Raw genomic sequence first — 20,625 nt, 5'->3', positions numbered from 1 at the left:
GAAAGTCAAGCGATTGTTTTCGCTTTTCTTTCGGCGCCCACTTCGCTAGGAAGCTGGCTCATCAGGTTGGCGTGTTCCGCCGTGCTGGTAGGGGCGCATTATAGGGAGCCGCGCCGCGATGACAAGGGCTTTTTCATCACAATTGTTCGTTCGCTCAGATATGCAGCAAACCCGTGCCTTTTTGCTCAAAACCCCATCAATTCAGGCTTTGACTGGATTTAAATTGAACATTTGAAAAGTCACTTTATAATTGGCCTTTCAAATGTCAATTAAGGTTTCGCCATGCATCAGATCCTGGATAGCCGCAAAGAAGAACAGATAGTTCCTCTGTTCCGCTTGGGGTTTCGGCCTTTCTTCCTGCTCGGGGCCCTCTTCTCTGCTTTGGCCATGCTGGGCTGGCTGGCACAGCTCAATGGCTGGATCCTGTTGTCAGGAGTCGGCAACCCCATCTGGTGGCATGCGCACGAGATGCTATTTGGTTTCGGTGCGGCCATAGTAGCGGGCTTTCTGCTGACCGCCGTACAAAACTGGACGGCCCATCCCGGTGTCCGGGGCTGGCCGCTGGCACTGGTCGTGGGCCTGTGGGCCGTACCTAGGTGCTTGTTGCCCTGGCTGGGAGAAGGGAACCCGGTTCTGATGATGATGGATCTGATGTGGTTACCACTCTGCGCCTGGTTCCTGGCCAAGCCCATCATAATAACCCGCCAATGGCGCAACCTCTTCTTTGTCCCCCTGCTCGTGGTACTGACTCTGCTCAATGGCGCCAGCTGGTTGTGGCATGAGGAGTGGATCGTCATAGAGCATCTGCTGATCACGACAGTGCTGCTGTTCACGACTCTGATTGCCGTGATGGGAGGACGGGTCATCCCCTTCTTTACCGCCCGAGGCACCGGTCTGGAGAAAGCCGCCCCCCTGCCCTGGCTGAAGCGCACAGCACTCGCATCGCTGTGGCTTATCTTGCTGTGCTGGCTGTTGCTCCCCACCCTATGGACCACCAGCACTTATATGGTGCCTCTATATATAGTGGCAGCAGGTTTGCATCTGTGGCGACAACTGCGCTGGCGCCTGTCGACCACCCTTGCTCATCCCCTGCTGTGGTCACTGCATCTCGCCTATCTATTTATTCCGCTCGGTCTGCTCGCTCTCGGAGCGCAGGCCGCCGGCCTGCCCATCACCTTGTCGACAGCCAGCCACCTGCTCAGCGCCGGCTGCATGGGCACCATGATCCTGGGGATGATAGCGCGCGTCTCCCTCGGCCATAGCGGCCGAGCCTTGCAGGTAGGGCGCCGGATAAGCTGCGCATTCGCACTGGTCATAGCGGCAGCCGTGATCCGGGTTGTAATCCCGCTACTCTGGCCTGCCTATACCCTGCCCGGCTGGAACCTGAGTGGCCTGGCCTGGGTCGGCGCCTATGGGCTGTTCGTCTGGGTTTATGCCCCCATACTGACCAGCCCCAGGGCGGATGGCCGTCCGGGCTGATCATACGGGCTTATTCTCGGGGCCTGGCCGCCGGATAGTGGATCAGGTTGTGAAAGATCGCAGGGGCAATCCCCAGATTGCGATAACCATGGGGGCGGTCGGCAGCAAAGCGCACCGCCTCCCCTTGTGCTAGTGAACGCCACTCCCCTTCCACCAGCACCTCCATCAGACCACTGATGACGATGACATGCTCGGTCACTCCGGGCTCATGGGGTTCGGATTCGCGCTGATACCCGGGTAGCAGCGTCAATTCAAACAATTCAAAACCAAATCGCTTCTCATAAGGAAATAAGGGAGCGACCTGCATGCCCTCTCCCGCAGGCTGCTGGCGAATGGCGTCGGCGGTACGATAGAGCACCTCTCCCTGCGCTGCCGGGGCAGGCTCGATGAAGCTGGAGAAGGAGACCCGAAAGCCGGTGGCAATCTTCCACAGGGTCGCCACGGTGGGACTGGACTCTCCCCGCTCAATCTGCCCCAGCATGGCCTTGCTTACCCCTGTCTCACGTGCCGCCACATCCAGGCTCCAGCCCAGTTCGCTGCGCAACCCCTTCAGACGTTGGGCCAGATGCTGATTCATCTCTTGCATGACTGCCTCTTCATTGCGCTTGCATGAATCGCCTTGTGCGCTATAGCGCACATCGATATAGTCAGAGCACACATTGTACGTAATAACGCACAGCCCGTCACAGCTCCACAAGGACGTCACTATGCCCTTCGCCCTTCCCCACCTGGTGGCAGGTTTCATCGCCGTGATGGTCGGCTACACCAGCTCCGTCATCCTGATCATTCAGGCCGCTACGGCGGCGGGTGCCGATGCCGCCCAGCTTGCCTCCTGGCTATGGACGCTGGGTGTCGGCATGGGAATAAGCTGCATCGGCCTCTCCTTTTATTACCGCATACCCGTACTGACCGCCTGGTCGACCCCGGGGGCCGCCCTGCTGATCACCAGCCTGGGCAACTTCACCCTGGCTGAGGCCATAGGCGCCTTCGTTATCTCTTCCCTGCTGATCACCCTGTGCGGCATCAGCGGCTGGTTCGATCGCCTGATGCGGCACATCCCGGCTCCGCTGGCCGCCGCCATGCTGGCCGGAGTCTTGCTCAGATTCGGGCTGGATCTCTTCAAGGTCGCGCCACAAGATCCCTTGCTGCTTGGCACCCTGCTGCTGGCCTTCCTGCTGGGCCGTCATCTCTGGCCTCGCTACACCATGGTGCTGGTGCTGGCGATGGGAATAACCCTCTGCGCCCTGCGGGGGGATCTGCAACTCGACACGCTGCACTGGCAGCTCGCCAGCCCGGTCTGGACCTGGCCGAGCTTCTCCTTCAATGCCCTGTTCGGCATAGCCCTGCCACTGTTCATCGTCACCATGACCTCCCAGAACATGCCCGGCATTACCATATTGCGAGCTCACGGTTATCAACCGGCCACCTCATCCCTGATCACCTGGACCGGCCTGACCGGCCTGCTGCTGGCCCCCTTCGGCGGCTACGCCTTCAACCTGGCCGCCATTACGGCCGCCATCTGCATGGGCAAGGACGTGGATCCCGATGCCAGCCGTCGCTGGCCCGCCGCCGTCTGGGCTGGCGGCTTCTATCTGCTGACCGGTTGCTTCGGGGCAAGCGTGGCCGCCCTGTTCACCGCCTTTCCTGCGACGCTGGTCACCTGCGTCGCCGGGTTGGCCCTGCTCGGCACCATAGGCAGCAGCCTGCACACGGCATTGCAACAAGACGAGGCGCGCGAAGCCGCCCTGCTCACCTTCATCATCACGGCCTCCGGGATCAGCCTGCTGGGTGTCGGCGCCGCCTGCTGGGGGCTGCTCGTCGGTGTCATCCTGCATCAAGTCAACCAGCGGAGAAACTGACCTGACCATCTGGGGAGCCTCCCGTGAGACACAGCACATAATTCAGAAAAATTGGTTCACAGCTGAAACTAATTGCCATTAAGTGGTGCCGAGGCACTTTTTCTTCCCCGATGTGTGCCTCTGTCAGACTCATAAACTGGAGAATAATAATGAGGAATCAGGCTGTCATTTTGTTACTGGCACTGCTGGGCGCCACCACCGCCCACGCTGCCGACTCGGATCGGGAGCTGGCACGCCAGCTCGCGCTGCAGCAGAAAAACCTGCTGCCACTGCTGAGCAATCAGGAGTACCAGAGCCCGCTGCCCAACCTGCTGCAAAAAGCCAGTCCACGGCTGAAACGGCAGGCGAGCGATGCCAACCAGGCCGCCATCAGCCGGCAAGGGCTGGACGGCGAGGTCAAGCAGTTGATGCAACTGCGACTGGCCAACCCGGAGCAGGCCGCCGCACTGCAACAAGGGGTCGAGCCGCTGGTCGCCTATGTGCCGAGCGGAGATGAGAAGAGCTGGAGTGCGATCGAAGCTTTCGACAGCGCCGGCAACCCCGTCTATCTGGATGTGGACAAGGTACCGGCGCGACCGGTCCTGGTGGTGGAAGCAGACCCCGTCAAGGCCAAGAACGCCGGTCTGAAGGTGATGCGCAAGGCGCTGGCCGCAGCCGATCTGCAGGCTGCCCCGCGCACCGCCGCCAGCACGGCACCGCTCAAGACCAGCATCCTGAAGAAGATAAGACTGAAGGATGACCAAGAGCCCTGGCTGCTCGGTGCGGCCGAGGTGTATGCGGTGGTCGCCGGGGTCAATCCCAGCCGGGATGAGCCCGTGGTCGACATAGTCGACATGCCCTACCTCGACTATGACAACACCGACTACACCCCCAACCAGATCCTGGTGTACTGGGATCGCTACCGCTGGGGTGCCGTCGACATCGTCATGATGGAGCAGGACGACAACGTCAACTACAAGGAGCTGAGTGGCCTGTTCATCGATGCTCTCAAGCTCGCCTTTACCGCTGGCGGCGTGCCGGAGGCCCTGCCCTTCCTGGATCTCGGCGGTCGTATCGTCAAGGCGCTGCCCGACTCCTGGATGACCAACAACGATGACTATCTGGATACCTTCTACACCCTGGAGCAGGACCAGAGTTATCACCAGTATCCGGGTGCCGCCGGCAATGCGGTCATCGATCTCGAACCTAAAGAGATAGCCCCAACCCGGCCTTGATAAGCCGCTATGACAAAAAAGCCAATGAGCGACTCATTGGCTTTTTTTGTGCCTGCGGCAACCGGTGTCAGGCTGGGTCCTTCGGTCTGACCCCCAGGGTATGGCAGATGGCGTAGGTCAGCTCGGAGCGGTTCAGAGTATAGAAGTGGAAATCTTTCACCCCCTCCTGACTCAGCACGCGCACCTGATCGATGGCGATGCTGGCGCCCACCAGGTTGCGGGTCATCTGATCGTTGTCCAGCCCCTCGAAACGCTGATGCATCCAGCGCGGGATCTTCACGTTGGTAAAACCGGCGAACTTGGCCAGTGTCTGGTAGTTGGAGACAGGCAGTATCCCAGGCACGATTTCGGCATCTATGCCGATGGCGGCGCAGCGATCCCGAAAGCGCAGGTAGGTCTCCACATCGAAGAAGAACTGAGTAATGGCACGGTTGGCGCCGGCATCAATCTTGCGCTTGAGGTTGAGCAGGTCGGACTGCGCACTCCTGGCCTCGGGATGGCCCTCGGGATAGGCAGCCACCGAAATATCGAAGTCAGCTTCAGACTTGAGCAGGGCCACCAGATCGGTGGCATACATGTCAGGCTTGTCGAGTCCGGGCGGCAGGTCGCCGCGCAGGGCCACGATATGGCGGATGCCGCTGTTCCAGTAATCGCGGGCTATGGTGCGCAGCTCGTCGCGGCTGGCATCGATACAGGTCAGGTGCGGCGCAGCGATCAGGCCGGTACGCTCCTTGATGTCCTTGATCACCTTGTGGGTGCGATCCCGGGTGCCGGAGTTGGCGCCATAAGTCACGGAAACGAACTTGGGTTCCAGCACTTTCAGCCGTTCGATGGACTGCCAGAGGGTGTTTTCCATCCCTTCACTATTAGGTGGAAAAAACTCGAAACTAACCCCTATGTCACCGCTTAAATCGGCCAAACTCTGGTTGAGTGCCTCAACCTGACGTGCACTGTGAAATCCCATCTGCTCTCTCCCTGTCCCGCAACCCATTCCTCTACGTCAAAACGGATGTTTGGACGTCTAAACGTCTTTCTATCTTTATGAGAAAACGGATCAAAGTCAACACTGATTTACGGATCGAGGCGAGAGGCTGGTGTTTATTTCGCAATTAACCTGAAGTAACGATTGGCACCCCATCCCAAAATCCGCAGAGTCGCGTTATGATGAACCCGGATCGTCCTGGACGTTCTGAATCTGCGTGTGATTGTTTGGCCGGAGGCTTCTCCGGCCCCTTTTTCAACCTATTCCCCTCCCTGCCGATAACCAATTGAGCCATTCGCAGGAGCCTCATCATGGATACCCACCCCGGCTTTGCCACCGACTTGCTGTTCGATCGCTATCAGGGCAACGTGGTAGATCATGAGCAATTCTGGGCCGTGCGCACCCCTGATGCCCCCGACTACTATTTTGGCAACTACTTGCTGCTCCCCACCCCGCCCAGCGATCGTGACAAGGGCTGGCTCGAGGCCAGCTTCGACAAGCTGATCGGGCAGGATCCCAGGGTACAACACCGCACCTTTCAATGGCCGCTGGCCGCTGGCCAGAACAGCCGGGTCGCTGGTTTCGTGGCGGCAGGCTATCAATACATGGAGTGCGTGGTGCTGGCGCTGGATGCCCTCAGCTGGCATCAAGCAACGGCTGGCGATCTGGCGACGGATGCCCGTCCCTTCGAGTCCGCCGACTGGGATGAGTGGCTGACGTTTGAGCTCAATGAACGCGACCCTGGCCACTCGGTGGAGAGCTATCTGCCCTATCTGCAGTCGCGCCGCCACCTGTACGAGGCCATGATCGCGGACGGGCTGGGGCAGTGGTGGGGGATCTGGCGGGAAGATCAGCTGGTCGCCAGCTGCGGTCTCTTCTTCACCGATACCATGGGCCGCTTTCAACTGGTGCGCACCCATCAGGACTGGCGCAACCGGGGGCTGTGCCGCCAGCTGCTGAGCCAGGTCGCCCGTCAGGGACTGGATCGCGTCAGCCAGCTCATCATAGTGGCCGATGAGCACTACCACGCCCAACGGGTCTATCGCTCGCTTGGATTTGCTCCGGTAGCGCGCATCGGCAGCCTCTGCCGCTGGCCCCACGAGGCACAATAGCCCGGCTGCGGGCAGCAATGAAAACGGGAGGCTGATGCCTCCCGTTGTTTATGGTGTTGCCGGTTATTGCTGCGGCGTCTCCAGCTCGTTGGAGAGCGCCTGTTCCACCTCGGCCGACGGCACAGGTAATGGGGCCGCAGCGGCAGACGCTGGCGCGGCGGGTGTCACCGATGGCACGGGCGCGGCAGGAGCCGCTATCACAGCCGGCGTCGCCGCGGATGGTGCGGTAACGGTGCCAGCCTCTGTGGTAGCGGGGGCTGCTGATACGGCGGTCGTGGTGGTCGCGGTCGCAGTTACATCGCATTGACAATCCTGTCCCTTGGCCTTGTTGCCCTGATGAGCGGGATACCAGCCTTTCAGCCCCTGCTCCAGCCGGTCGGCCGCCGCCTTGGGCTCCATCTTGCCGAGCAGCACGGCCTGACTCACCTCGGCCAGTTCGTCGCCCAGTTTTGGCTTGCCACGGGAGAGGATCTGGGTCGCCACCCGTATGGTGGAGTCACACTGATCGCGCCACTCCATCATCTCCTTCGCCGCCGGATTGGTGACATCGAAGAAGTGGTTGGAGAGGGAGAAGAACCCCGGCAGCGAGTTGGTATAGAGCTCGGCAAACTGGGGGGTGGTCAGCCACTGCAGGAAGGCCATGGCAGCCTCCTTGTTCTTGCTGGCCGGATTCAGCCCCATGCCGATGTCGGTGTGATCGGTAAAGAAGCAACCATCCCCCTGTTTCGCCACGGGCGGACGCATGACACCAAAGTCGACCTTGCCGGTGAAGGGGGCGATTTCCCAGGAGCCCGCCACATAGAAGGCGGCCTTGCCGGAGGTGAACAACTCATTGGTGGCGGCATAGTCCCGGCTCTCGCCTCCCTCACCCAGGTAGGGGCGCCAGCGGGCCAGCTCCTCAAATACCTTGACGTATTGCGGGTTGTCGAGTCGCTCCTGACCCCCGATCAGCGCCAAACGACCGTCTTCCCCCTTCCAGTAGTTGGGACCTATGTTCTGAAAACCGAGTTCGGACGATACCCAGCTTTCGGAGCCACTCATGGCCAGCGGCACATAACGACCATCCGCCTTCACCTTGTCGAGCGCGGCGAAGAAGGCATCGCGGGTTTGTGGCACTGTCAGGCCCAACTCACTGAATATCTTCTTGTTATAGAAAAAGCCGTGAATGACGGAGGCCATGGGCACGCAGAAAGTCTGGGCACCGGAGTCGGTCTGCCAGGGCGACTGGGCAAAACTCGGGAAGTTTTCCATCCCCGACATCTCGGTCAGATCCGCCAGATGACCGGCCTTGAACAGAGCCAAGGAGTCATCAAACGGGCGGCAGGTGATGAGATCCCCCGCCTTGCCATCCTTCAGGCTGGCCCACAGGGTCGGCATGTAGTCGACGTTCTGCACGCCGTTGAATTTCACCTGGATACCCGGGTGGGCCGCCTCGAAGGCGGGAATGATCTTCTGTTCCCACAGGGCCTTGTCATCGATCCGCCAGCTCTCTATCACCAGCTCGCTGGCCATCAGCTGACCACACAACAGGAGACTCAGGGCCCCAATCCACTTTTTAGACATAAGCCCTCCTAGACCTTGAAATGTGCGATCAATTGCTGCTGCTTGGCGACCAGATCCGCCAGCACTTCACTGCTGCTGGCCGACTCTCTCGCCTCCCGCTCGGTCTCGTAGGCCACGTCGGCAATGCCGGCGATATGGCGGGCAACCCCCTGACTGACCGAGATCTGCTCCTGGGCGGCATGGGCAACCTGATCCGCCATCGACTTGATGGAGGTCATCCGCTCGGCGATGGACTGCAATGCCAGATCCATCTCGCGGGTCTGCTCGACGCAGCTGTGGGTCTGCTCCTGACTGCGACCCATCACTTCCACCACCTGCTTGCTCGAGTTTTGCAGGTTCTCGATCATCGCCTGGATCTCTTCGGTCGAGGTCTGGGTGCGGTTGGCGAGCGCTCGCACCTCGTCGGCTACCACGGCGAAGCCGCGACCGGCATCGCCGGCCCGGGCGGCTTCGATGGCGGCGTTCAGGGCCAGCAAATTGGTCTGCTCGGCGATGCTGCGGATCACGTCCAGAATGCTGCCGATATTGTTGCTGAACTCGCCCAGCTTGTAGGTGATGCCGACGGCCTCTTCCATGGCGCCAGCCAGCTGCTCAGTGATGCGCCGTGTGGTGGCCACCTTCTGGCGACCGCTGCGGGCCTCGTCATCGGCCAAATCCACTTCCCGCTTGGTGCCATCGGTGGAGCGGGCCACCTCGGTGGCACTGACCTCCAGCTCAGTGATGGCGGCGGCGACCTGATCGGTCTGGCTCTTCTGATCCTGCACCCGGGACATGGCACGCTCGCTGATCTCGGCGGCGCGACTCGCCTCATCCACCAGATGGCGGGAGCCCGCGTTGATCTGGGAGAGCAGTTCCCCCGTCTTGCCGGCCAGAGTATCGATGGAGCGGGAGAGGGTGCCGAACTCGCAACTGCTGCGGTAGTTGATGCGGCGGGTCATGTCCCCGGCCGCCATGTAGTTCAGCTCCTTGTTGATCATCTGCAGCGGACGCTGAATGCTGCGCGCCGTGGTGTAGCCAATGATGAGCGCCGCCGCGGCCGAGATGGCGGCGACGATCAGGATCCAGAAGCTGGCACTGCTGACCGCATCATCCGCCGTGGTCCGGCTCTGACTGGCGATGGTCCCGGCCGACTGGCCCATCTCGTCGAGCAGGCTCAGGCTGTTGACCAGGCTGGCGTCGAGCTGCTGATTCAAGGTTTGCAGCGATGACGCCAGTTGCTGGGCATTGCGCATGGTGGCAAGCAAGCCCTGCTGGCCGAGCGCCAGCTCCTGCATGCGATCCAGGTTGGAAACGAAACGCTGCTTCACATCGTCGGGGACCTGCACCCGGTCGAGACGCTTGCGGGCCATCTCGATGTCCTTGCTGAGCACCTTTTCCAGCTCATTGAGATCTGTCTTGGCATCGGCCCGGCGAATGTTTTTCAGATCCCGCGCTATACCCGAGGTGATGAGCTCGGCCTTGTTGCGCATGGAACGCTTGCTGGCGGTCTGCTGCAGCAGCAGATCGGCCGCCCATTGGTAGGTGTCTTCCAGCCGGATGAAGGCAATCTCCAGCTTGTGGCGTTGATCGAGGGCGTTGACCCATTGGCTGTGCTGGGAGAGCACCTGCTCCGCCAGTCCGTAAAACTGTTTGGTGGCGCCATCCACCTGCTGGAAGCGACCATTGGCCTCCGCCACGCCGGTGAACTTGTCCATCTCCTGGCTCAGCTGGCTGAATCGGGCCTGCTGCTCCTTGAACTGGCTGGCGAGTTGCGGCAGCTGGCTCGCTTCCTCACTGGTCCGGTAGACCAGCACCCAGCGGTTGCTGTCTTGCAGAGCGCCTTTCAGGCCCGCCACCGCAATCACCAGCGGCGTCGCCCGGTCTGAGACCTGCGACAGGCCGTCGTTGATACCCCTGATCTTCAGGGTGCTGATCACCCCAAGCAGGATCAACAGCAGCAGCATCAACACAAATCCGGCGATGATCCGCTGCACAATAGATAAACCCATGGAGACATCCTCACTCATTGGGGGAAGGTAACGTGAACATAGACACTATCGGCACAAGCGGCGAATTATAGAGGGGAGGGGGATGTTATTTTATTGATCTATATGGGGTTGGATCACAATTGGCGGGATCCGGCACAGGCATAAAAGGGCCCGGACAGTGCCGGGCCAAAGAGACGTGCTTAGCTGTACAGGCCGTGAGGAGGCCAACCTTGTGTCCTATCAGAAGCGATAGCCGACACCGAACATGAAGGCCATGGGATCGATGGAGGTCTTGATTCCATCACCACCATTTACATGAACTTCGGTATCAATATCCATGATCCAGGCGGAAGCGTTGACGAACCAGCGATCATTGATCGCCATGTCCAGGCCGACTTGGCCGGCAACCCCCCAAGAATCATCCAGTGTGATGTCATCATTGGCTAATGGGCCACGACCTTTTTCATCAAAGAAGTTTGTATAGTTGACCCCTACACCAACATACGGGCGAACCTTGCTCTTGGCATCACCGAAGTAGTACTGCGCCATCAGGGTCGGCGGCAGATGCTTGACCTTGGCAACTTCAGTACCAGCCAGACTCACTGAATGTGAAAAAGGAGTGGCTGCCAGCAGCTCGATACCCCAGTTGTCAGTAATCAGGTAGGAAAGGGTCAGGCCCAGCTGCATATTTGAGTCAATTTCAAATTCAGAACCAGAGCCCAGCACATCGTCACTGCTCGTTTGAGGGGAGACAAATGCCAGGCCACCGCGGACCAGAATATCGCCGGCCTGGTGGGCCATGGCGACGGGAGAGGCAAGTGCGGCTGCGATCATCAGCGGAAGGATCTTTTTCATCACATTTTTCCTTTTAGTTTTCGTTCTATGTTGCAAGCCTGAAAACTATAAAGGGATGTGAATGCGGAGTTATTGATTTAGCTCAAACGTTACCAATAAATAGATAGATGTGTACAGCAGCTTTCAATCCTGCCTGCAAACCGCAAAAACAAAGAAAAATCACCTACATAACAATGAGTTGGATAATATATAACTGATATGAAACCCACTAAGAGACAATTGAAATATATCTTATTGCGGATTTAAACGGCGAGAAATGGTTGTTTCATCCTGGCAACAAGCGTATTTTTGCGGCCAATGTAGCGCAGCTGTAAGCGAAAGTTTATGAAAGAACAAACAAGACGGGAAAAGATCATCGCCATTCTGGCGGCCATATGGGGCATAGGATCCTTCCTGTTTATTTTATTGGGATTCATTCTCGGCATGGCGCTATTAATGCTGACCCGTTAAACCAGCTGGCCGACATGGGATGTCTGGCACGACAGCCACTCTCCCGCCACTATCTGCTCCGGGCTCAGCGCCCATTGCTCCCGGGCCAGCTCCCCACAGTAGCCCCGCCAGCGATCCCGCCCCTCCTGCTTGGCCCTGTATAACGCCATATCTGCCAGTTTGAAGCTGAGATTCCAGAACGAATCTTCCAGTTCCCGGTGCAGGGGATAGCTGCAATATCCCAGCGACGCCGTCATCTTGAGCGGCACCTCCTCACGCCCGAATCTGTACTCGGCAATCTTGCGGCGCAAACGCTCGACCCGACTCGCGACCTGTGTCGCCTCCTCGCACGTGAGCAGCAGCAGGAACTCCTCCCCACCCAGCCGGATCAGTGGCTCCTCCTCACCGAGGGCGGCGCGCAGCAGCTCGGCGAGCTGGCACAGCACCAGATCGCCGATATCGTGCCCGAAACGATCGTTGACCTGCTTGAAGTGATCCAGATCCAGGATCACCAGCATCCTGGCGGCGGTGACGTTATCCCGGCTCAGCAGCCACTCGTCGAGGTAGCGCCGGTTGAAGGCATGGGTCAGAGGATCCGTATAGGCGGCAGTCTCCATCTTGGAAGAGTGCGCCTGCAGGGCACTGTGGTGCAGACTGATCTTGGCCGCCATCTCCCGGAACTTGCGGCTGAGCAGGGCCATCTCCTGGCTGCTGTCGATGATCGGCAGCACGCTCACGTCCTGTTTCTCGCCAAATTTCTGCAGCGCCTTCACCAGCTCGCTGACCGGCCCCAGTACGATTGCCCGCAACCGCGCCAGCGCCATCAAGATGCAGGCCAGGCTGATCAGCAGCATGCCGACGAAGGTCCAGATAGCCCCCTCCATCGCCCCCTGCAACACATCACGATCGTCTTCCACTATCAGGGTCAGCACGGGGTCGCCATTGCTGTCGAGCAGCAGCCCCTCCCCCCTGACCCGCTGCAGCCCCAGGTCCACCAGGCGATAGCTCATCTGTGGCTTGAGTGGCTTGAAGGAGAGGAAGTTATCGGAAGGCTTCGGCTGGGAGAGGGTCAAAGAGAGGGCGGTACGCTCGGCCAGATCATGCAGATAGCGAGCATCCAGCCAGCGAGTCACCAGCAGATAACCGTTGGGTGTGGCGTTTCCCAGGGTGTTGGTCACCGGCTGAAGCGAGTAGATGAGCGGCCCCCACTGGGATCCTCTCACCCCGCTCAGGCTGCGCATCCCCTCCTGACGGGATTCACGCAGCAACTGCAGCTTGAGGTCATCCAGGAAGAAGGGAAGCAGGGTCGTGTCCGTGCCTGGCGTCTCGGGCAGCAGGGTGCGGGTCCAGATCTCGGCCCCCTGCAAATCCATATAGCTCAATACGTTGAGTTCGAAATCCCGCATCGGGGTATCGACCAGCAGATTGGAACGAATATAGGCCTGATTGGGATGGGCCAGAAAGCGATAGCTCTCATCCCAGATGCCCCAATCCCGGGTGAAGGCATTGATGGCGTTGATGTCACCCTGTACCGCCTTGATCACCCGCTGCAGGTGATCCTTCATCCGCCGCTCCTCGACCCGCTGCGCCGCCGGCACCTGGGCCAGGGCGATCACTATGAGCAGCATCAGGATGGCGCCGGCCCAGACGGGAAACATGGAGTAGGCCAGCAAATGATCGATGGAGCGGGAAGGTTGAGCCATGAACGCCAATATCCTTTGGACGGCAAACAAGGGAGCGAAAACTGTCTTGCACCAAGTATGGAGTATCCGCCTCCTGGGGCGGCAACTGAATCACTTCCATAAAAAACAAGGGGCCCGGGGCCCCTTGTCTCATTGCTGCCGCGACTATCTTACCAACAGCGGGGCCAAGAAGCGCGCCGTATGAGAATCCTCACAGCGGCTGATCTGCTCCGGCGTGCCTGTCACCAGGATACGGCCGCCACCGGCACCGCCCTCGGGCCCCAGATCGACGATCCAGTCGGCGGTTTTGATGACGTCCAGGTTGTGCTCGATGATGACTATGGTGTTGCCCCGATCCCGCAACTGGTGCAGCACCTTGAGCAGTTGCTGTATGTCGTGGAAGTGCAGGCCAGTGGTCGGCTCATCCAGGATATAGAGGGTCTGGCCCGTGTCACGCTTGGAGAGCTCCCGCGCCAGCTTGACCCGCTGCGCCTCGCCGCCGGAGAGCGTAGTCGCCGACTGGCCGAGCCGGATGTAGGAGAGGCCCACATCCATCAGGGTTTGCAGCTTGCGCGCCACCGCCGGCACAGGGTCGAAGAAGGCTCTGGCATCTTCCACCGTCATGTCGAGGATCTCGTGGATGTTCTTGCCCTTGTACTTCACCTCCAGGGTCTCGCGGTTGTAGCGCTTGCCCTTGCAGACGTCGCACGGCACATAGACATCCGGCAGGAAGTGCATCTCCACCTTGAGGACCCCATCCCCCTGACAGGCCTCGCAGCGCCCCCCCTTGACGTTGAAGGAGAAACGACCCGGCTGGTAGCCCCGGGAACGCGCCTCCTGGGTGCCGGAGAGCAGCTCGCGGATCGGGGTGAACAGGCCGGTATAGGTGGCCGGGTTGGATCGCGGGGTACGGCCGATAGGGCTCTGGTCTATGTCCACCACCTTGTCCAGGTGCTCCAGCCCCTCGACGCTGCGATAGGGGGCCGGGGTAGACTCGGTCGCCTTGTTCAGCTCCCGGTGGGCGATACGGAACAGGGTGTCATTGATCAGGGTCGACTTGCCGGAGCCGGAGACGCCGGTGACGCAGGTCATCACCCCTATGGGCAAATCCAGGTTGACGCTGCGCAGGTTGTTGCCGCTCGCCCCCTTCAGTTTCAACCACTTGTCTGTGAGCGGAGTACGCACTTCAGGAATGGCGATCTGCTTGCGGCCGGAGAGGTAGTCGCCGGTCAGGGAGGCGGGATTGTCGATGATCTGCTGGGGCGTCCCCTGGGCCACTATGTTGCCACCGTGCACCCCGGCGCCCGGACCGATGTCGAGCACGTGGTCGGCGAGGCGGATGGCGTCCTCGTCGTGCTCCACCACTATCACGGTATTACCGAGGTCGCGCAGGTGGGTGAGGGTCTTGAGCAACCGCTCGTTGTCGCGCTGGTGCAGGCCTATGCTGGGCTCATCCAGTACATACATGACCCCCACCAGACCGGCGCCTATCTGGCTCGCGAGCCGGATGCGCTGGGCTTCCCCGCCGGAGAGGGTCTCGGCGCTGCGCGACAGGCTCAGGTAGTTGAGGCCGACGTTGACCAGGAAGCCGAGCCGCTCGATGATCTCTTTCAGGATCTTCTCGGCGATCTGGGCGCGCTGGCCGGTCAGGCTCAGCCCCTCGAAGAAGGCGAGTGCATCACCGATGGATTGCTCGGCGATGGCGGGCAGGTTGCGGTTATCCACGAACACGTGGCGCGCCTCTTCCCGCAGCCGGCTGCCACCGCAGCTGGTGCAGGACTTGTTGGCTATGTACTTGGAGAGCTCTTCGCGCACCGAGTTGGACTCTGTCTCCCGGTAGCGCCGCTCCATGTTGTGCAGGATCCCCTCGAACGGATGCTTGCGCACCACCACATCGCCGCGATCGTTCATGTAGCGGAACTCGACCTCGGTACGCCCCGAGCCGCGCAGTATCACCTCCTGGGTCTTGAGCGGCAGATCCTCCCACGCCGCCTCCAGATCGAACTGATAGTGATCGGAGAGGGACTTGAGCATCTGGAAATAGTAGAAGCTGCGTTTGTCCCAACCACGGATGGCACCGTTGGCCAGGCTGATGGCCGGATCGCCTATCACCTTGGCCGGATCGAAATACTGCTGCACCCCGAGCCCGTCACAGGTGGGGCAGGCACCGGCCGGGTTGTTGAACGAGAAGATGCGCGGTTCCAGCTCCGACATGGAGTAGCCGCACTCGGGGCAGGCGAAGTTGGCGGAGAAGGTCATGGGGGCAACCCCCTCCTCCCCATCCATGGGCACCACCAATACGATGCCACCGGAGAGGGTCAGCGCCGTCTCGAACGATTCGGCCAGGCGCAGTGCCAGGTCATCGCGCACCTTGAAGCGGTCCACCACCACTTCGATGGTGTGCTTCTTGTGCAGCTCCAGGGTGGGTGGGTCGGAGAGATCGCACACCTCGCCATCGATACGGGCACGGATGTAGCCTTGGGCCGCCAGGTTTTCCAGCAGCTTGCTGTGCTCCCCCTTGCGATCCCGCACCACCGGGGCCAGCAGCATCAGCTTGCTGCCCTCTGGCTGGGCCAGCACCTGATCAACCATCTGGCTGATGGTCTGGGCGGCGAGCGGAATGGCGTGGGTCGGACAGCGGGGTTCACCTACCCGCGCAAACAGCAGGCGCAGATAGTCATAGATTTCTGTGATGGTGCCGACGGTCGAGCGCGGGTTGTGGGAGGTGGACTTCTGCTCGATGGAAATGGCAGGGGAGAGCCCCTCGATATGATCCACATCCGGCTTCTCCATCAGGGAGAGGAACTGGCGGGCATAGGCGGAGAGCGACTCCACATAGCGGCGCTGGCCCTCGGCATAGAGGGTATCGAACGCCAGGGAAGACTTGCCGGAGCCGGAGAGACCAGTGACCACGATCAGCTTGTCGCGGGGCAGGATCAGATTGATGTTCTTGAGATTGTGGGTGCGGGCACCCCGAATCACGATTTTTTCCATCTTTTGCACGCTCGATACACAAACCAGAGCGAATCAGTATGGCATAGAGACTACTGGATGAATAGACAGGTTTTATCCATCATCCCCATCGATTTCAGAGATACTCCTTGGCCCAGCTCACCGCCTGCAACCGGTTCTTTACGTTCAACTTCTTGAACACGTTGTAGAGGTGGGACTTGATGGTGTGCTCGCTCACGAACAGGCTGTCGGCAATCTCGGTATTGGAGGCCCCCGTCATCAGATAACGGATGATCTCCTGTTCACGCACGGTCAGCAGCGTCTGGTTGCGCAGGTGATGCTCCCCTCCCTTGCGGTAGTAGTTGACCAGATCGCACAGCAGGTGGCGCGGGATCCAGTACTCCCCCTGCAGCACCTTGCGAATGCCGAGCACCAGCCGATCCAGCGGATCCTGACGAAAGAAGAGTCCGCTGGTGTGGGGCCACATCAGCAGCAACTCCCGATCCGTGCTGGTCGGGGCGTTGAGCAACACTGTGTTGGCCTCACCGAAGCGGCTGGAGATCTCCCGCGGCCAACCCGACTGCTGGCTCGACTTGAGATAATCCAGATCGACCAGAAACAAGGGATGCGACTCGAGTTCATCCTGCTGCGGCAGGGTTTCCAGTATGCTCACCAGCAGTATGGGGAGCGCCAGCTGCTCGGTCAGATAGCTCTGAAAACTGACCGCCTGCACATTATTTTCGGTAACCAGTACGATGGGATATGGGGTGGTCATGAAGAGCACGTCCTTGAACATTCAGGCCATGGTTTTTTTTGGCAGCAGAGAGTACCAAGCCCCTCGATCGGCGCAGCATTAAAAAAGTATTAGACACAAGTGTGCCTCCTTTGAAACTCACCAATTTCCCAATCAATACAAATGACTAGCCATACCCCCCCATTTGGGTGGAATGCTGGCGCCACGGCTGACAAAGGGTGTCACATCGCGGCAAACCCGCATTCCTGCAGCGATCGCGCCATGGGCACAGACACCCTGCCGTTCCTGCTCGCTTGCTGGCCAAGGTCTGCCTCGTGTAAGTTAATCCTTCGGTCCAGGCCCTGGGTGAAGGCTGAACGGGCAGGAAGATGTGCGCTCGTTCGCGCCAACTGTTACTATTGCGGGCAAAATCTGAAAGCGGGGCTTTGGCCAGCAGGCCGACTGAACCGGGTGCAGTCATCACTTGAGTGACGGTATCGTCCAGCGATGCTGCCTATCTGACAGAAAACAAACGATATGTTGAATTGGTCCGGGCATATGGCCTGGCCGGTATATAAGGGTGGAAGAGAGATTATGGCCAGTCGAGGCATCAATAAAGTCATTCTGATCGGTAACCTGGGACAAGACCCGGAAGTGCGCTACATGCCGAGTGGCGGTGCCGTGACCAACATCACCCTGGCCACCTCTGAAACCTGGCGCGACAAGCAGACCGGCGAGCAGAAAGAGCGTACCGAGTGGCACCGCGTGGTGTTCATGGGCAAGCTGGCCGAAGTGGCTGGCGAGTACCTGAAGAAGGGCTCCCAGGTCTATGTCGAAGGCAAGCTGCAGACCCGCAAATGGCAGGATCAGAGCGGCCAGGAGCGCTACACCACCGAAGTGCTGGTAGACAGCTTCAGCGGCGTGATGCAGATGCTGGGTGGCCGTCCGCAAGGTGGCGCAGGTCAGAGCATGGGCGGTCAGCCCCAAGGCAACTGGGGTCAGCCACAACAAGCCGCCCAGCAGCCAATGAACCAGGCTCGTCCTGCCGCCGCGCCGCAGCAAAACATGCAGCCGCAGCAAGGTGGATACGGCCGTCCGGCCCAGCAGCCCCAGTCTGCACCGCCGGTATATAACGAGCCGCCGATGGATTTCGACGACGACATCCCGTTCTGATCGGCAACGCATTGCCAGAAGGCCCTGTTCATTCAGGGCCTTTTTTTGTCCGTTATTGACGCAGGCTCGCCATGCAGTACTGTTCCTGCGCGGACTTGCCGGGTATTTTCCCCGCATGAGATGCCTTGGGCTTATGATCAGGGCGACCAGTTTGCCAGAGAGAACACATGGGGTTTTTGTATCGCATACTACTGCACGCCGTTTGCCTGACCGCCACCCTGGCGGCGCCCTTGCTCGCGGCAGCCGAGCCGCTGCGGGTGGGCGTCAGCTTCGCCATTCCCCCTTATGTGATAGAGGAAGAGGGCCGCGGGATCGAGCTCGATCTGCTGAGAGAGGCCTTTCGTAACAGTGGCTATGAGCCCAGTTTTGAATATCTGCCGCTGGAACGTACCTTCCGGATGCTGGAGTCCGGCAAGCTGGATGCCATCATCAACGTCAAACCCGGCATGCTGGGCGATGTTTTCCTGTCACAGCCGGTGATCGCCTTCCATAACCGGGTATTCACCCTCAGCAAGACCCATATCAGCACCCTGGATGACATGAAAACGCTGCGAGTCAGCGCCTTCCAGCGGGCACGTCAGGTGCTGGGAGGCGCCTTCGCCAGCATGGCCGATCAGAATCCCCGTTATGAGGAGGTCGCCAAGCAGCAGGGGCAGGTTCACAGATTGATGCTGGGACGGGTGGATGCCGTGGTTCTGGAACAGCGAGTGTTTTACTACTATCTGGCGCAACTGGCCGACAGCAAGTATGGCGCCGAGCTCTACGCACCCGGCCGGGTCAGACAATATGACCTGTTTGCCCCGACCCAGTATCACTTTGCCTTTCGCCAGGCGGTTCAACAGCGCTGGTTTGATCGCCAGTTGAACGCCATGCGGGCCGATGGCCGGTATCAGAAGATCTTCGAGACCTATGGCGCCACGCCTTGAGCCAGAAACATAAAAGCCAGCCTGTGACAGGCTGGCTTGATACTGGCTCCGGAGGAACTACAGCGTGGAGGAGCGTTACTTGATCGCGCTGCCGTTTTTCAGATCTGCTTTCTGACGTTTGGCTTCGCGCTTCTCTTTCAGTGACAACTGCGGCTTTTTCTTGGCATCTTTGCCGTTGTGATGTTCTTTGTTACTCATCATCAAACTCCAAAAATGTTACCCAGACAGTTGGAACCCAGGTTCCAGCATGCCATCCGAATCGTAGACTTCAGTACGCTTTCAGTGACGACCTGTTGATCGCACTCACTTCAGCATACCCCCAATCTTGCGCAAGAATCCACCCTCATCAGTCAGGCTTCATTCTGGGCCGGGTTTCGGCGATCTCGAGGCACGACGGGCGAGGGCATGAACGGCCAGAAAACCTGAATATTCCTTATAAAATCTGGCCCCTTCGACTTATTTAATTACCAACTGAAATAAATCACCAAAAGCAGAAGACAACTATTAATTAAATGAGAAGAGATAATTTAGATAAGCATTCTCACTCTCGCCAGAAACAAAACGTTACAACCTGCCGCAGCCGTTTTATTTTCAAGCTGATATTATCCAACCCTATTTGCGAAAATATTATATCGAGAATAAGGATATCCCATGACCAGAAAAACCAGAGCGGCCTTGGTCTCGGTTTGCTCCAATATCACACTGATTATCATGAAGATATTTGCCGGGATCCTGAGTGGTTCCGTCAGTATTATTTCCGAAGCCATCCACTCGGCAATGGACCTGGTTGCAGCCCTCATCGCCCTGTTTGCGGTACGTCGGTCGGATATTCCACCCGATCAACGCCACCCCTATGGCCATGACAAGATCGAAAACGTCTCCGGCGTCATAGAGGCCCTGCTGATCCTGCTGGCCGCGGGCTGGATCATCTTCGAAGCCATCGGCAAGTTGATCACACCAACGCCGATCGAAAGCGTGGGCTTTGGCGTGCTGGTCATGCTGATCTCGGCACTGGTCAACAGCGGTGTCTCCACCTATCTCTACCGGGTAGCGAAAGAAGAGGAATCTGTCGCTCTGGCCGCCGATGCCCTGCACCTCAAGGCCGACGTACTGACCTCTCTCGGGGTCGCAGTCGGCCTGCTCGGTATCTGGATCGCCGACGGGCTGGGCTACAACCTCTATCTGCTCGACCCCATAGTGGCCATCTGCGTGGCGATCTTCATTCTCCGGGAAGCCATCACCATGCTTAATCAGGCCTTTCAGCCCCTGCTGGATCACAGCATGAACGAGGAGGAGCTGGCCATCACCACTCAGGTGATCGAGCAGTGCTGCCCCGAGCATGGGGGTTTTCACGCCCTGCGCAGCCGTCAGGCCGGACGCCGTCGTCACATAGATTTCCACCTGACCCTGCCCAAGGAGATGAGCATAGAGCACTCCCATGCCATCTGTGACCGGATAGAGCAGGGCATAATGCGCCACCTGCCCCATGCCATAGTGCTGATCCATGTCGAACCGAGCGGCCACGGTTGAGAGACGTGCGGTGTAAACCGGAAAATGCGAGAAATCTGTAGTGAACTGGCAGATAAATAACGGAAAAAAGCGTGGAACCCGCACTTTTATGGCCATAGAGCGCATTGCGTAAGAAATAGTCGGCGAAAATGTGTTAGGGTATCCCATCCCCCAGCCGCCAGGAGCGCGC

18 protein-coding genes are annotated in these 20,625 nt (G+C 59.3%); 9 read left to right on the top strand and 9 right to left on the bottom strand.

The window, feature by feature from the left end:
• Together AACW87_RS03610 and AACW87_RS03605 are read left to right on the top strand one after the other, a co-directional pair.
• A partial coding sequence (locus AACW87_RS03610) for a hypothetical protein (RefSeq protein ID WP_241326593.1) occupies positions 1 to 222 on the top strand: 222 nt, incomplete at its 5' end.
• A gap of 60 nt (positions 223 to 282) precedes the next feature.
• Complete coding sequence (locus AACW87_RS03605; protein WP_241326592.1) at positions 283 to 1,479, top strand: NnrS family protein; 1,197 nt, start codon at positions 283 to 285, stop codon at positions 1,477 to 1,479.
• Positions 1,480 to 1,489: 10 nt separating this feature from the next.
• Here AACW87_RS03605 and AACW87_RS03600 read toward each other — a convergent pair whose 3' ends face one another.
• Entirely contained in the window at positions 1,490 to 2,065 is a 576-nt protein-coding gene (locus AACW87_RS03600) for a helix-turn-helix domain-containing protein (RefSeq protein WP_219598220.1), read from the bottom strand.
• Between the two features lie 121 nt (positions 2,066 to 2,186).
• Here AACW87_RS03600 and AACW87_RS03595 point away from each other — a divergent pair, with 121 nt between their 5' ends.
• Together AACW87_RS03595 and AACW87_RS03590 are read left to right on the top strand one after the other, a co-directional pair.
• Positions 2,187 to 3,338, top strand: a complete 1,152-nt coding sequence (locus AACW87_RS03595) for a benzoate/H(+) symporter BenE family transporter (protein WP_241326591.1) — start codon at positions 2,187 to 2,189, stop codon at positions 3,336 to 3,338.
• Positions 3,339 to 3,487: 149 nt separating this feature from the next.
• Positions 3,488 to 4,552 (top strand): DUF3103 family protein, encoded by a 1,065-nt coding sequence (locus AACW87_RS03590; protein WP_241326590.1) that lies wholly within the window; start codon positions 3,488 to 3,490, stop codon positions 4,550 to 4,552.
• Between the two features lie 67 nt (positions 4,553 to 4,619).
• Here the strand turns inward: AACW87_RS03590 and metF are convergent, their stop codons facing one another.
• Positions 4,620 to 5,516 carry a methylenetetrahydrofolate reductase gene (gene metF / locus AACW87_RS03585; protein ID WP_021140731.1) on the bottom strand — a complete coding sequence of 299 codons (897 nt, stop codon included), beginning with the start codon at positions 5,514 to 5,516 and terminating at the stop codon, positions 4,620 to 4,622.
• Positions 5,517 to 5,845: 329 nt separating this feature from the next.
• Between metF and AACW87_RS03580 the strand changes: the two genes are divergently transcribed.
• A complete protein-coding gene (locus AACW87_RS03580; protein ID WP_098981808.1) occupies positions 5,846 to 6,646 on the top strand; it encodes a GNAT family N-acetyltransferase in 801 nt (266 codons plus the stop codon).
• A gap of 63 nt (positions 6,647 to 6,709) precedes the next feature.
• Here the strand turns inward: AACW87_RS03580 and AACW87_RS03575 are convergent, their stop codons facing one another.
• From AACW87_RS03575 to AACW87_RS03565, 3 genes are all read right to left on the bottom strand, one after another.
• Complete coding sequence (locus AACW87_RS03575; RefSeq protein WP_241326589.1) at positions 6,710 to 8,209, bottom strand: ABC transporter substrate-binding protein; 1,500 nt, start codon at positions 8,207 to 8,209, stop codon at positions 6,710 to 6,712.
• A gap of 8 nt (positions 8,210 to 8,217) precedes the next feature.
• Complete coding sequence (locus AACW87_RS03570; protein ID WP_241326588.1) at positions 8,218 to 10,197, bottom strand: methyl-accepting chemotaxis protein; 1,980 nt, start codon at positions 10,195 to 10,197, stop codon at positions 8,218 to 8,220.
• A 219-nt stretch (positions 10,198 to 10,416) separates the two neighbouring features.
• Positions 10,417 to 11,031: an OmpW family outer membrane protein gene (locus tag AACW87_RS03565; RefSeq protein WP_241326587.1), complete on the bottom strand. Its 615-nt coding sequence runs from the start codon at positions 11,029 to 11,031 to the stop codon at positions 10,417 to 10,419.
• 324 nt (positions 11,032 to 11,355) lie between these two features.
• Between AACW87_RS03565 and AACW87_RS03560 the strand changes: the two genes are divergently transcribed.
• Entirely contained in the window at positions 11,356 to 11,481 is a 126-nt protein-coding gene (locus AACW87_RS03560) for a hypothetical protein (RefSeq protein ID WP_264303493.1), read from the top strand.
• Here AACW87_RS03560 and AACW87_RS03555 read toward each other — a convergent pair.
• The 3 genes from AACW87_RS03555 to AACW87_RS03545 all read right to left on the bottom strand — a co-directional run bounded on the left by AACW87_RS03555 (position 11,478) and on the right by AACW87_RS03545 (position 16,890).
• Entirely contained in the window at positions 11,478 to 13,163 is a 1,686-nt protein-coding gene (locus AACW87_RS03555) for a sensor domain-containing diguanylate cyclase (RefSeq protein WP_241326586.1), read from the bottom strand. The genes AACW87_RS03560 and AACW87_RS03555 overlap by 4 nt on opposite strands.
• Before the next feature lie 144 nt (positions 13,164 to 13,307).
• The gene (uvrA, locus tag AACW87_RS03550) at positions 13,308 to 16,136 is read right to left on the bottom strand and encodes an excinuclease ABC subunit UvrA (protein ID WP_241326585.1); all 2,829 of its coding nucleotides are present in this window, start codon (positions 16,134 to 16,136) and stop codon (positions 13,308 to 13,310) included.
• A gap of 94 nt (positions 16,137 to 16,230) precedes the next feature.
• Entirely contained in the window at positions 16,231 to 16,890 is a 660-nt protein-coding gene (locus AACW87_RS03545; RefSeq protein WP_241326584.1) for a LuxR C-terminal-related transcriptional regulator, read from the bottom strand.
• Between the two features lie 531 nt (positions 16,891 to 17,421).
• On the opposite strand from AACW87_RS03545, the gene AACW87_RS03540 reads away from it, so the two are divergent.
• Together AACW87_RS03540 and AACW87_RS03535 are read left to right on the top strand one after the other, a co-directional pair.
• Positions 17,422 to 18,000, top strand: a complete 579-nt coding sequence (locus AACW87_RS03540; protein ID WP_241326583.1) for a single-stranded DNA-binding protein — start codon at positions 17,422 to 17,424, stop codon at positions 17,998 to 18,000.
• A 167-nt stretch (positions 18,001 to 18,167) separates the two neighbouring features.
• A complete protein-coding gene (locus AACW87_RS03535; RefSeq protein WP_241280877.1) occupies positions 18,168 to 18,926 on the top strand; it encodes a substrate-binding periplasmic protein in 759 nt (252 codons plus the stop codon).
• Between the two features lie 75 nt (positions 18,927 to 19,001).
• Here AACW87_RS03535 and AACW87_RS03530 read toward each other — a convergent pair whose 3' ends face one another.
• Positions 19,002 to 19,124 carry a hypothetical protein gene (locus tag AACW87_RS03530; RefSeq protein WP_098981751.1) on the bottom strand — a complete coding sequence of 41 codons (123 nt, stop codon included), beginning with the start codon at positions 19,122 to 19,124 and terminating at the stop codon, positions 19,002 to 19,004.
• A gap of 453 nt (positions 19,125 to 19,577) precedes the next feature.
• Between AACW87_RS03530 and AACW87_RS03525 the strand changes: the two genes are divergently transcribed.
• Entirely contained in the window at positions 19,578 to 20,456 is an 879-nt protein-coding gene (locus AACW87_RS03525) for a cation diffusion facilitator family transporter (RefSeq protein WP_043556073.1), read from the top strand.
• Positions 20,457 to 20,625: the final 169 nt, after the last annotated feature.

Origin of the sequence: Aeromonas sp. MR7 (genome assembly GCF_963899385.1) — a bacterium.
In the GTDB taxonomy this organism is placed as follows: domain Bacteria; phylum Pseudomonadota; class Gammaproteobacteria; order Enterobacterales; family Aeromonadaceae; genus Aeromonas; species Aeromonas bestiarum.
This window is presented reverse-complemented; position numbering and strand designations above follow the sequence as displayed.